The following is a 13,259-nucleotide window of genomic DNA, read 5'->3' on the forward strand; positions in this document are numbered from 1 at the left end:
GGATCACAAAATCAGGACACCTTCGTAGCCTTTTTCCACTGCTCTTCGTATTCACAGGGTGGTAATCCCCCATTGTGCCGATGGGGACGTACTGTGTTGTAATAACTTTGTATCCATTCACCGATATCTCGTACCGCATGATGGATATCCATATAACCCCCTACAGGCAGCCATTCACTTTTCAGGCTTCGGAACACTCTTTCCATTGGTGAGTTATCCAGGCAGTTACCCCTGCGGCTCATACTCTGCATCACTCCGTTCCTCCACAGTAACTGCCTGTATTTCTTACTCCTGTACTGCCCTCCCTGATCCGAATGAAACAGCAGCCTCTTTTCCCTTGGTCGCGTCTCCAGTGCATTACGCAAGGCTCGACATACCAGCTCGGCATCCGGGGATGACGATATGGCACTGCCCACTATCCGACGGGAGTAAAGGTCAATCACCAGTGCCAGGTAGCACCAGCCACCATTGACTTTGATATAGCTGATATCTCCACTCCACACACGATTGGGCTCCGACGGCTTAAACTGCCTTTTCAGTAAGTCTGGCGATGCCAGTGACGTCTCCCGTTCACCACGGTAACGAGGCTTGCCGGGTTGGCGACTCGCCAGACCACATTCCTGCATCAGCCTGCGGGCCAGCCAGCGCCCCACGTTATAACCCGACTGACGCATCAGCAGACTCAGTGTTCTGCTGCCGGCGGCTCCCCGGCTCTGTTGATGCAATTCCCGCACCTGAGCACGCAGTTGCAGACGTTTTACATCAACCCGCGAATTCAGCGAAGCAGAGTAAACACTGCGCCTTATTTTGAGCAGGCGGCACAATTCGACCACCGACCATTTTGTTTTCAGCCGTGTGATTAACGCAAAGATTTGATGGGGAGCTCGCTCATCAACACGGCTGCCTGCTTTAGTATTTCTTTTTCCATTTCCAGCCGTTTAATCTGCGCTCTGAGCGACTGGATTTCACGTTGCTCTGGTGTCAGTGCAGGATTGTCCGGCGTCACCCCGCTGACTTCTTCTTTGTACTGGCGTATCCATTTACGCAATTGGCCGGGGTCCAGCTCCAGAGCGCGTGCAACCTCGATGGTTGACCGCTGATACTTAACGACCTGCTCAATAGCTTCCAGTTTGAATTCAGGAGAAAAACGGCGTTTGGTCTGTTTAGGTTGAGTCATTATCAATTACCTCAATTAGCTGTCATTAAATTAACAGGCTATTGAGGTGTCCGGTATTACTGCTCCACTACACCCCTCAATCTGTTGTCGGCCTCCGCTTGAAGGGCTTTATGCCCGCCCGGCTGCATCTGGCTGAGCGGGGTCGCACTGCGTTGCTCCTTCCTCGCTCGCTCGCCCGCTTCCGCACCCGCCCTGGTTCTGTGTGGTCATGCAAAATCAACACCCGGCTCTGGCAGGTGTGCGCCAGAGCGCTGTGCTGGCGCTTGCGGAGGCTCGCCGCCCCGCACCTGGCAGGCGCTTCGTCGGCCACAGGCAAGCTGTGGCCTCCTCAGCCCCGCGATGAAAACCCGGAAAAGCGGTAATGGCAGCGGCTGACGCCGCTGCTATGATGTGGGTGCAGTTGCTCTTTAACAGTGCTGGGGAAAGTGTGATACCGGGCGTAAAAGTCGCGTCGGGGCAAAAAGTTGCGAGTGTGAAAAAGCACTGGCGAAATGGGGTTGTAACTGACTGACAGCACAGGGAAAAAGTGGTTGCGGCGGTCAACTTCACGACGGAAGAAGTTGTTGTGGAGAATAACTATCTGAGCAGCACGGAGAAGAGCCGCCAGACATATCTCAACAACAAACAGAACCTGACACCAGAAGAACAGAAAGATAAGGAGGCGTTAAATCGCAAGGATCTGGAAAGTGATCTGGCTGCTTACGCGGCCTGCAGTGGCAAAGGTGGTGACTGTCAGGCAGAAAGAGAGAAAGCGAAGGCCGCGCAAGATACCTACTTCAACCAGACTTACCAGAACCCGAAAGAGGCTCAGGCAGGTTATCAGCAGATAATGAACTTGCTGAACTCTACAGACCCGAATGCGAAGGAAGTGCTCAACGTTCTGGAAGGGTATACGCAGGCGTTTATGTCGTTCGGTTACACAGAGGAAGAAGCCAGAGCGAGAGCAGGAGCCTATGTGGGTTCAATGTACATCGCGGGTGGTGTGAGTGCTGTAGTAGCATCAGGTGCACTGACGAAGCAGTTCGGGAAGGATGTTGCGCTCAACAATAAAGGCTCGGCTTCAGGGACAACAAGTTCACTTGTTAAGAACGCAGATGGGATTTATGAAGTAAAAATAAACTCAACGCCTCTAGAAGGCCATGACCGACTTAATACACCGGATCTGGGGGGCAATGGTAAGCTAAAACCGGCTGAAGCCGCATCTGCAGCACAATTAGAGTCTACTCTCGGTACAATGGAGCGTTATACACCTTCGCCTGGAGTAAAATCAGGAACTTCACCTGATTTTGTGATTACGTCAGGCCCAAATAAAGGTAAAACTGTCGATGCCATGTATACGACTGATAAACTGTCGCAGAAAGAAATAGACGGATTAAATAAGTTTTATGAGAAAAACATGAGTACTGGTAGTGGAAGAGATGTTATCCAAGATCATTTGCAAAAAGCTGACTTTGTGCCTGTTGACTTTAGAGTGCTAACGCCTGCTAACCAAAAAATCTTCATGGATTATATAAAAACACTGCCTAAAGTACAGCAAGACAAAATTATCATTATGAGGTGATGGTATGGGGGCGAGTTTATTTATCGGTTGGAATGATAATGGACAAAGAGAAAGTAATTTTCAAAGAACCGGAGGCTTTGTTAACGGGAGTTATTGGGATGCCTTTGGGGATCTGCTAGATGCTGTTTTTTTGCCCGTGCACCCTAAACTGCATGAGGTGATAAAATCTGAGGAAGGTGAATATCTAAAGTTTTATTCATTTGTTGAGTTAGATAAAGAGGACTTTAACAAAGCAGTTAAATTAATCAGGGACTATCTTGTGAAACAACAAACCCCAACCGAATGGCAAAAGATGGCAGAATTGGTGTGGGAGGAAGTTGCAGAGCCTTATATTATCCAAGATGAACGTTATCAGCCTGATTAATGGGCAAATAAAACCCCAGTTTCAACTGGGGTTCCAACATTTAAGCCCCAAACCGTCCCTCTTCTCGCCGCTGCAACCGTATCACACCGGGTGCAGCGGTCACTTCCAGTTGTTCAGCGCTGGTAATGTCGGACTCTGTGAGCGGTAATGGCAGCGGCTGACGCCGCTGCTATGATGTGGGTGCAGTTGCTCTTTAACAGGTTGGGGAAAATGGCGTGACGGGCGTAAAAGTCGCATCGGGGCAAAAAGTTGCCGGTGTGAGAATGCACTGGCGAAAGGGGTTGTAACTGGCTGACTGCAAAGGGGAAAAGTGGTTGCGGCGGTCAACTTCACGACGGAAGAAGTTGTTGTAGATAATAATTTCCTGAGTCAGGGAAGCCCACAGAAATACACCGATAAGTACAAAGGATGTAACGGAAATGCGGATTGTGAGCAGACTATCCGTAAGGATATGGCGCAGGAGTCAGCAGAGAATATTCAGAAGCTGAAATCATGCTGGGATGCCGGTGACGCAGCCTGTGTTGCAGATACACGAGCAAAGATAGAACTTAGTGATAAAGCGTATACTGAACTGCGCCAACAAGACAACATGGCCGGACGAGCTTATGAAGACTCGGCGAAATGGTATGCTGATATTATTGATCAGTGTGCTGGTAAATGTGATTGGCTAGAAGCATCATTGCTGAAGACCGGAGCTGAAGGGTTAGGTAACTTGGCTTATGGTGCGCTGGGTGCGGGGAGTTTGCCGAGGCCGGGACAAACTTTAAGCGCGAATGATCTTAAGGTTGCCAGCGAAATTAGTAAGGATATAGCATCTGTTGGGAAGCAAACAGACATTGGTTTTGCTGCAAAGCAAACTAAGAAAAGTGCAGGACAAATCGTTGTCAAAAATATAAATCAATCTGAGGCAATTGAAAATTTATCTGCCAATGGTTATATCAAATCAGTTTCGAAAGATGGTTCGGTTACCGTTATGACGAAGGGTGAGAAGGTATATAGATTCTATCCATCTTCAACTGGAGGTGGGATCGCTGGTGCTGAATCTGGTGTACCGTCTGCCTCTGTGTCAGTAAATGGTAAAATCATTTCTAAATTACGTTTCCCAGGAGAGTGATGCCATGACTATCGAGCATGATGATGCAATGACTCGACTTAAAAATGTCGTAAGGCTTGGAGTTAATCTTCCTGCTCACGTTTTTCACAAAAAATTTTCAAGATATTTCTTTTTTGATAATGATATCTGTACATCTGACGATTTGATTAGTGTGACTAAACTAATCATCAGAGAGTCTTTGGGACATGACTTAATTGCGAACGTTTTCGCTAGTTCAGATTTTAAATACTTGGGCGATCTGTATATGAATGAAGATTGGGTCGCTAAAATAGCTTCCTTAAGTACTGAAATGAATAACTCCGGTGATTATGGGGGCCTAATTATTTTAGATCAGGAAAAACAATGGGCAATTTTCCAGAAAACCCCTGTTGATGAGGGCGTGTTAGGGTTCAATAGCAATAAAAAATTAGAGCCCATAAATAATTTAATTTATGATAACTTTGTTGATTGCAAGAACTTTAAAGAATGGCTTGAAGAAAAGACATCACAACATGCTGAATTAGTTAAATGTATGGGGAGAGACTATTTAATGAGCATAATGGAAAACTATAGGGAAGCATAATTGACATATTTCCTACTGTTGACTATTATTAAAAAATCCCGACAACTATAATCGCAGATGTAAAGACCGCGCTATAACAGGGTATTAGATTGCTCTTTAACAACGTCGGAGAAAATGGCGTAACGGGCTGAAAAAATGCGTCTGGGTAAAAGTTTTTCGAGCCCAAATGAACAGGGAGCAATTAAGGTGCGAGATAGGCTAATGGAGCAAAACTTATAAAAATATCGAGCATTAACGAAAGAGGAATTTCTGAATGAATTTAACAAATGATTATCAGAATTTACTCGATGCTATTTTTAATGGTGATAAAGATATAGCTATCTTTGTTGCGGATGGCGCTCATTACTACCTTTTTGATAGTAAAGATAATTATTGCATCGATGTTAGGCCAGAATATAAGGCGTATATAGCTAAAGGATGGATGAAAGAGTCTCTGTATGACGAGGCAGTCAGTTCATTCAGAAATGGAGTTCCTGTATTATCTAAGGATAGCTTTAAAGATTACATAGCCAGAAATGATGTTGCTATTTATACAGTTGACTGGATGAGATCATTCTTCACATTGGGCAGATCTGACGAGCAGCTTGTCAGCTTTTATGATTATGTTGAGCGATTTTTATCTACATTAACAGACCCAGTGTCAGTTGAGTGGGATAGCTGGAGAATGCGGCTACCTAAGTTTTATATCAATTTTGACAAAAAAATTTATCGCAATACTGATTGGGATAGAAGTCATGAAGCGTTCGTACCTTCTGATTGGAACGCTCAAGCAAATAGTGATTTTGGCTTGTTAGTACCAGACAAAGAGCAATACTGGCTTATTAATGGCATGAATTTTTGGAAATTACAGATGTAAATGGTGAAATCCCGGCCTCAGTGCCGGGATTGCTTTATGAGTCAGCCAATATTCATGCGGCCTGGACGTTTTTACCTGACGGTTCAAAACGATTGTCAACAGTACAAACAGGAGCATTCAAGTGATGATGAATCCAAATCAACCAGATCTAAAAGAGCTATTTGATGGATTAAACAGTTATCTAGTGAATGGCTATGTTAGTGAGCTTTCACCTGAAGATCCTGCGAAAGATGCGTTTGATTATCTCAATGCACTTTACTTAATTAATCAGCATGAAGGGCTTGTTTTTTGTAGATTAATTTTGGAATCAGAAACGTTATATAATGATTTTCTAAGAGCGACTTGTTTGTCTTATCTGTTATTGTCTGAAAGTAGTAGGCAGTATGCATTTTCATGTTTACTTGAAAATAGCAAGAATTTATCAATCCCGGTACTCAAAGAGGCTATTTTTTATTTTTACTGTGCCAAAAATGAGACAGAACCTCACCCTTTACCAGATGGGCTTTTTAAAAAATAATGGAAAGATATCAAATGGTTAAATACGATCCTGATGCGAATTTTTATCACCTGTATGAAACGTATAACGATTTTGTTAAGGCTTACTCATTGGATGGTTGATTAGTGACAAGAACTTGGCCAAATTGGTCGTGCTTTTCTTTATTAATCATTTAGATTTCAGTCAATAGTTGCTTTTTCTGTTCGAGAGAAATATTTTCCAACCCATGTATATAGTGAAACAAACAATAGCACCGTAAGCTTAAGAGTTTTACCTAATGGAAAGTATGAGTTCGATACATTGATTCCAGAGAAATCATCTAAATTCTAGCGGGGGGATATGGAGATTATTGGTCATAGTATAGAGGAGTTTAGAACTAGAGCATTCTACATTGATAAATCTCTAGTTTTTCCTTGTATTTTATTATTTATCAAGATAGACAAAGGTGGATGGTTTTCCCTAACAATAGATGAGGGGAAATGTATCGTTTCCTTAGAGGAGTCAGAGCCTAAGAGTATTTCCTTGCACGAGATCACTGACTCTTTCGCTTATCCGATACAAAAAGTTGACATGCTCAATAAGTATGCAGGGAGAAAGTTGAAAAATGTCATGGAATATCGACTAACAAAAAAAGATGATTTATGTATTGGTATATATCTTCAGTTTGACTCTGGTGGCTTAAGTATCATTGAAAATGACGGGGGGCTTTCTTTCTTTGATGGGGTATGTGATGAGATACTAAACGAGTCACAATTGATGAGTTCATATGATAGCCTATGGTGAAACTCATATTGAAGGTGATCCCCCATTTTTAACGGAAGTGATAGTGGCTTCTGTCAGAATTCATGCGGCCTGGACGATTTTTTCAGACGACCTTAATTTATATATGTTATTGATAGAAAAGGAAATTTTATTTTTTGGATACGATCTGGTCAAAGAATGCCACATCTTACGTTTATTTGGAGGGAAAAACCCTCAAGTTTTAGGTGCTGGGATCGTAGAAATACGAGGGGGAAAAATTTATTCTGTAGATAATGCATCAAGTCACTTCAAACCAGGTACAGGTTCCCTCGAGGCCGCAAAAGATGCTTTTGGTAAAATACCTGATAATTACTTCAGCAAGGACTTTAAAGGATACAAACCTTATGGCGAAAACTGAGTTTAAGGGGACTTTTGGGATTTACCCCTGGTTTAATGAGTGTGGAGATACACTCATTAAACCTCAATATCTTGAGGTTGTTAAAAATTTGTCCCCATATGGAAAGGTTTTTTATTGTTCTGAAGAGAGTGATGCTTACATTACATTAAACTATGGTGACTTTTATTTTGAGGTTAAACCAGAGTTATACCAGGTGGTTGACAATCCACTACTAAATATGGGGGGTATTGTACAGGTAGTAACTTCATTACCCCAGAAAACTGGAGTTATTACATCTGTCGAATGGCATAGTGGCAAAGGAGAGCCTCTATATTATCTGACGATTAATGGAAAGAAATCATCGAAGCGATATTTTTCATCAGATTTAGCCAAAGTATAATTAATGACACTTTGGCACAAAATCCGTTAATGGTTTAACGGAAACATCGATTGTAGTGTCTGGTGAGGGTGGGTTTGTCAGAGTTTATGCGATCTGGACGTTTTACCTGACGGTTCAAAACGTTTATCTACAGTACAAACTGGAGCATTTAAATAATGGATGAACTATTAAGTTTTTATAATAAAAAAAGTGCATCTGATTTAATTAAGCACTTGGATAGTTTTCTTGATAACGGGTACTTGGAAGAAAATTCTTTTGAATACCCTAATGATGAAGCCTTTTATTGTCTTTTATCTCTGTCAAGTAAAGATCAGAAATCGTTTAATATTTATAATAAAAAAATATTGGATGACAAAAAATTTTCCAGTGACTACTTGAAATCGACTTGTTTGGAGAGTTTGTATTTTCACGATCAAAGGGAATTTTTTGATTATGTTAATAATAACTTAAGGGGTATGGGGGCGCCCACACTTTCCAAATTCCTAGATATATTGATATTTATCTCAACTGAAGAATCTGTCAGAGAGTTTTTTGTTAATAATCAATACTCAATCAACAAAAAAGTTCAAATGTTAAAAAAAATATCCAGATGAATATAGATTTTATAAGGTGGAAGAAAACTTTTTAAAACTGAAATCGAAGATGGAGTTTTAAATTGTTGAGGGCGTTCTTGGATGTGGTTTGTGGTTAAAAAGTAAACTTCCTGAATTTCAATCATTGAAAATGACGGGGGACTTTCTTTCTTTGATGAGGTATGTGATGAGATACTAAGTGAGTCACAATTGATGAGTCCATATGATAGCCTATGGTGAAACTCATATTGGTAATCACCACGGATCATCCACATTTTATTCTGCATGCTTCCCTACTTATCATTCAGTTGGCGTTATCGATAAGCTTGAATAATAGCGCTCTTACTGACCACTTACTATTTCAATGGCTTGTGATGCAAGGGAATATTGAATCCCGTCACTTTTGCGAGCATGATCGCAACAATATTGTTTACTGGGATAACCGCATGATAACCAGCAAGGCACTGCAAACAGCGATTTCCAACCTGACTGTTTGGCGCAAAGGCGATCAGCGTGCACCACATAAGCCATTGTTACTGTTGTATGTACTTGCACAGTATCAAAAGGGCCATGAGAGAATGTTCAATTATGGTGAAGAAATTCATCAGCCACTGCTGGAGTTGCTCCATAGTTTTGGCCCACAGCGGCGCGAACATTACCCCACCATGCCGTTCTGGCGCTTGCGCAGTGACGGTTTCTGGGAATTACAGAACGCTGAATTTTGCAGCCCGCAGAAAGGTAATAAAGAACCACCGAAGCGCGAAATCATCGAGCATGGCGTGCTGGGTGGTTTTGATGAAGAAAGCTACCAGTTATTACGCAGTAAACCCACGCTGCTAAACAAACTCGCACAGCAAATCCTGAGTGAACATTTCCCCGATAGCATACAAGAATTACTCGCTAACCGTTTAGACTTGCAGCTTAGTGGTACACGCAAAGTACGTGATCCGGCGTTCCGCCAAACCATCCTGCGTGCTTACAACTATCAATGCGCTGTTTGTGGTTATAACCTGCGACACGACAGCACACCCGTTGGCCTTGAAGCAGCACATATCAAATGGAAGCAATACGGCGGCCCTTGTACCGTAACCAACGGCCTGGCGTTATGCTCATTGCACCATTCGGCCTTCGACATGGGAGTGATTGGGTTTGATGACAGCATGAAGCTACTGGTTTCAGAAGGCGTAAACGGTAGCCAAATGGTTGAACGGCTGTTTTGGGATTTCGCAGGACGGGGGATTTTACTGCCAAAAAGTGCAGAACATTATCCACTAGAACAGTTTGTGGAGTGGCACCGGGGGCAGGTGTTTAAAGCATGAATCAAATGATATCCACTTAATGGTTGCGTTTAAGCATTATCCAGTTGCTGTGACGTTGGTCATTGCCCAGGAAGATACGGATAGCTAAGATAAAAAGTTACGGGCTTAAATGTATGGAGAGGCCCGCACAGCGATGGATTAATATTTAATGATGACTAAATCCAATTTTGAGTTCCTGAAGGGCGTCAACGACTTCACCTATGCCATCGCCTGTGCGGCGGAAAATAACTACCCGGATGATCCCAACACCACGCTGGTTAAAATGCGTATGTTTGGCGAGGCGACGGCTAAACATCTTGGCTTGCTGCTGGATATCCCCCACTGTGAGAATCAACACGATCTTCTGCGTGAACTGGGCAAAATTGCCTTCGTTGATGACAACATCCTTTCTGTATTCCACAAATTGCGCCGAATTGGTAACCAGGCTGTACACGAATACCATAACGATCTTGACGACGCCCAGATGTGCCTGCGGCTCGGTTTCCGTTTGGGGATATGGTACTACCGTCTGGTGACCAAAGATTACGACTTCCCAGTTCCAGTTTTTGCTTTACCTGAACACGGAGAGGATCGCTATCACGCCGAAGTCCTGTCGCTCAAACAGCAACTGGAACAACAGACGCAAGAGAAAGCACACAGCCAGACCGAACTGGAAGCGCAGCAGCAGAAGTTAGTCGCGCTCAACGGCTACATTGCTATTCTCGAAAGTAAGCAGCGGGAAACCGATGCACAAACCAAAGCGCGCGTTGCCGCGCTGGAGGCCCAGCTCGCGGTAAAAAACGCCGAGCTAGCGAAACAGACCGAACAGGAACGTAAGGCGTACCATAAAGAGATCACCGATCAGGCCACCAAGCGAACGCTCAACCTTAGCGAAGAAGAGAGCCGCTTTCTGATTGACGCGCAGTTGCGTAAAGCGGGCTGGCAGGCGGACAGTAAAGCGTTGCACTTCGCCAAAGGTGCGCGCCCGGAGCCAGGTGTCAATAAAGCAATTGCCGAGTGGCCAACCGGCAAAGATGAAACGGGTAAGCAGGGTTTTGCAGATTATGTGCTGTTCGTCGGCCTCAAGCTCATCGCGGTGGTTGAAGCGAAACGTAAAAATATCGACGTTCCCGGCAAACTCAATGAGTCGTATCGCTACAGTAAATTCTTCGATAACGCGTTCTTACGCGACACGCTGCTGGAGCACTACGCCCCCGACGAAGTACACGAAGCTGTACCAGCGTATGAAATCAGCTGGCAGGACACCAGCGGCGAACAGTGCTTTAAAATCCCCTTCTGCTACTCCACCAACGGGCGTGAATACCGTGCGGCGATGAAGACCAAAAGCGGCATCTGGTATCGAGACGTTCGATATACCACCAACATGCCGAAAGCGCTGCCGGAGTGGCATCGCCCGGAAGAGTTGCTGGATATGCTAGGCAGCGACCCGCAGAAACAAAATCAGTGGTTTGCCGATAACCCCGGAATGAGCGAGCTGGGCCTGCGCTATTATCAACAAGATGCCGTTCGCGCGGTAGAAAATGCCATCGTTAACGGCCAGCAAGAGATCCTGCTGGCGATGGCTACCGGTACCGGTAAAACACGCACCGCGATCGCCCTGATGTTCCGCTTGATCCAGTCCCAGCGTTTCAAACGCGTCCTGTTCCTGGTTGACCGCCGCTCGCTCGGCGAGCAGGCGCTGGGGGCGTTTGAAGACACGCGTATAAATGGCGACACCTTCAACAGTATTTTTGACATCAAAGGGCTGACGGATAAATTCCCAGAAGACAGCACCAAAATTCACGTCGCCACCGTGCAGTCGCTGGTCAAACGTGCTTTGCAATCGGATGAGCCTATGCCCGTTGCACGTTACGACTGTATCGTCGTCGACGAAGCACACCGTGGCTATATTCTCGATAAAGAGCAGACCGAGGGCGAACTGCAATTCCGCAGCCAGCTTGATTACGTCTCTGCCTACCGCCGTATTCTCGATCATTTCGACGCGGTGAAAATTGCGCTCACAGCAACCCCAGCGAAGCATACCGTTGATATCTTTGGTGAGCCGGTTTACCGCTACACTTATCGTACAGCGGTAATCGACGGTTATCTGATCGATCAGGATCCGCCAATTCAGATCGTTACCCGCAACGCGCAGGATGGTGTTTACCTCTCCAAAGGCGAGCAGGTTGAGCGCATCAGCCCGCAAGGGGAAGTGATTAACGACACCCTGGAAGACGATCAGGATTTTGAGGTCGCCGACTTTAACCGTGGCCTGGTGATCCCGGCGTTTAACCGCGCTGTATGTGGCGAGCTAACCAAATACCTTGACCCTACCGGACAGCAAAAAACGCTGGTGTTCTGCGTCACCAATTCCCATGCCGATATGGTGGTGGAAGAACTGCGTACCGCGTTTAAGGAAAAGTATCCGCAACTGGAGCACGACGCGATCATCAAGATCACTGGTGATGCCGACAAAGACGCGAAGAAAGTGCAAAGCATGATCGTTCGATTCAACAAAGAGCGGTTGCCCAATATCGTGGTCACTGTCGATCTACTGACCACCGGGGTGGATATCCCGTCAATCTGTAATATCGTGTTCCTGCGCAAAGTAAAAAGCCGCATTCTGTATGAGCAGATGAAAGGCCGTGCAACGCGTTTGTGCCCGGCAGTGGCGAAAACCAGCTTTAAGATTTTCGACTGTGTCGATATCTACAGCACGCTGGAGAGCGTCGATACCATGCGTCCGGTGGTGGTGCGTCCGAAGGTGGAACTGCAAACGCTGGTCAACGAAATCACCGACTCTGAAACTTACAAAATCACCGAAGCGGATGGTCGTAGTTTTGCCGAACACAGCCATGAACAACTGGTAGCGAAGCTCCAGCGCATTATCGGCCTGGCAACCTTTAACCGTGACCGCAGCGAAACGATAGATAAGCAGGTGCGCCGTCTGGATGAACTATGCCAAGACTCAGCGGGCGTTAACTTTAACGGCTTCGCCTCGCGCCTGCGGGAAAAAGGGCCGCACTGGAGTGCCGAAGTCTTTAACAAACTGCCTGGTTTTATTGCCCGTCTGGAAAAGCTGAAGATAGACATCAACAATCTGAATGATGCACCGATCTTCCTTGATATTGATGATGAAGTGGTGAGCGCTAAATCGTTGTACGGCGATTATGACAAACCTGAGGATTTCCTTGAGGCCTTTGATGCACTGGTGCAGCGCTCCCCGAACGCGTTGCCTGCATTGCAGGCGGTAATCAATCGCCCACGCGATCTCACCCGTAAAGGGCTGGTGGAACTTCAGGAGTGGTTTGACCGTCAGCACTTTGAGGAGCCTTCCCTACGCAAAGCATGGAAAGAGACGCGTAACGAGGATATCGCTGCGCGTCTGATTGGCCATATTCGCCGTGCGGCAGTAGGCGATGCGCTGAAACCGTTTGAAGAACGCGTCGATCACGCGCTGGAGCGAATTAAGGGCGAAAACGACTGGAACCACGAACAACTTAGCTGGCTTGACCGTTTAGCTATCGCGCTGAAAGAGAAAGTAGTACTCGACGACGATGTGTTCAAAACCGGCAACTTCCACCGTCGCGGCGGGAAAGCGATGCTGCAAAAAACGTTCGACGATAATCTCGACAACCTGCTCGATAAACTCAGTGATTACATCTGGGACGAACTGGCCTGACAGGGTATTATCCCCGGCAATTGCTTCTTCTGCGGCCCC

The 13,259-nt window shown here is 45.5% G+C and carries 13 protein-coding genes; 12 read left to right on the forward strand and 1 reads right to left on the reverse strand.

Translation table 11 applies throughout. The annotated features are described in order from the left end of the window. Positions 1-11 precede the first annotated feature (11 nt). Positions 12-1,177 (reverse strand): IS3 family transposase gene (locus IV04_RS11340; RefSeq protein WP_152562861.1). Its coding sequence is split into 2 segments (ribosomal slippage): positions 12-913 and positions 913-1,177, totalling 1,167 coding nucleotides; the frame shifts between segments, so codons are not numbered across the junction. A gap of 526 nt (positions 1,178-1,703) precedes the next feature. Between IV04_RS11340 and IV04_RS24670 the strand changes: the two genes are divergently transcribed. The 12 genes from IV04_RS24670 (at position 1,704) to hsdR (ending at position 13,220) form a co-directional block, all read left to right on the forward strand. Continuing rightward, positions 1,704-2,738 carry a PilZ domain-containing protein gene (locus IV04_RS24670; protein ID WP_051916764.1) on the forward strand — a complete coding sequence of 345 codons (1,035 nt, stop codon included), beginning with the start codon at positions 1,704-1,706 and terminating at the stop codon, positions 2,736-2,738. Between the two features lie 4 nt (positions 2,739-2,742). After that, complete coding sequence (locus IV04_RS11355; protein ID WP_037403884.1) at positions 2,743-3,102, forward strand: hypothetical protein; 360 nt, start codon at positions 2,743-2,745, stop codon at positions 3,100-3,102. 310 nt (positions 3,103-3,412) lie between these two features. Next, positions 3,413-4,216 (forward strand): hypothetical protein, encoded by an 804-nt coding sequence (locus IV04_RS26555; RefSeq protein ID WP_197062207.1) that lies wholly within the window; start codon positions 3,413-3,415, stop codon positions 4,214-4,216. 4 nt (positions 4,217-4,220) lie between these two features. Next, positions 4,221-4,778 (forward strand): hypothetical protein, encoded by a 558-nt coding sequence (locus IV04_RS11365; RefSeq protein WP_051916765.1) that lies wholly within the window; start codon positions 4,221-4,223, stop codon positions 4,776-4,778. Between the two features lie 253 nt (positions 4,779-5,031). Beyond that, positions 5,032-5,634: a hypothetical protein gene (locus IV04_RS11370; protein WP_037403883.1), complete on the forward strand. Its 603-nt coding sequence runs from the start codon at positions 5,032-5,034 to the stop codon at positions 5,632-5,634. A 121-nt stretch (positions 5,635-5,755) separates the two neighbouring features. After that, entirely contained in the window at positions 5,756-6,151 is a 396-nt protein-coding gene (locus IV04_RS11375) for a hypothetical protein (RefSeq protein ID WP_231566321.1), read from the forward strand. A 318-nt stretch (positions 6,152-6,469) separates the two neighbouring features. Beyond that, a complete protein-coding gene (locus IV04_RS11380; RefSeq protein WP_037403882.1) occupies positions 6,470-6,913 on the forward strand; it encodes a hypothetical protein in 444 nt (147 codons plus the stop codon). Then, positions 6,897-7,289, forward strand: a complete 393-nt coding sequence (locus IV04_RS11385) for a hypothetical protein (protein ID WP_037403881.1) — start codon at positions 6,897-6,899, stop codon at positions 7,287-7,289. The genes IV04_RS11380 and IV04_RS11385 overlap by 17 nt, the downstream gene beginning before the upstream one ends. Beyond that, complete coding sequence (locus IV04_RS11390; protein ID WP_037403880.1) at positions 7,276-7,668, forward strand: hypothetical protein; 393 nt, start codon at positions 7,276-7,278, stop codon at positions 7,666-7,668. The genes IV04_RS11385 and IV04_RS11390 overlap by 14 nt, the downstream gene beginning before the upstream one ends. A gap of 155 nt (positions 7,669-7,823) precedes the next feature. After that, a complete protein-coding gene (locus IV04_RS11395; protein WP_037403879.1) occupies positions 7,824-8,261 on the forward strand; it encodes a hypothetical protein in 438 nt (145 codons plus the stop codon). Positions 8,262-8,686: 425 nt separating this feature from the next. Beyond that, positions 8,687-9,559 carry a phosphorothioated DNA-binding restriction endonuclease gene (locus IV04_RS11400; RefSeq protein ID WP_037403885.1) on the forward strand — a complete coding sequence of 291 codons (873 nt, stop codon included), beginning with the start codon at positions 8,687-8,689 and terminating at the stop codon, positions 9,557-9,559. Positions 9,560-9,707: 148 nt separating this feature from the next. Then, on the forward strand, positions 9,708-13,220 hold the full coding sequence (gene hsdR, locus IV04_RS11405) for a type I restriction-modification system endonuclease (protein ID WP_037403878.1): 3,513 nt from the start codon (positions 9,708-9,710) through the stop codon (positions 13,218-13,220). Positions 13,221-13,259 lie beyond the last annotated feature (39 nt).

This window comes from Serratia sp. Ag1, from assembly GCF_000743355.1.
Taxonomy (GTDB): Bacteria; Pseudomonadota; Gammaproteobacteria; order Enterobacterales; family Enterobacteriaceae; genus Chania.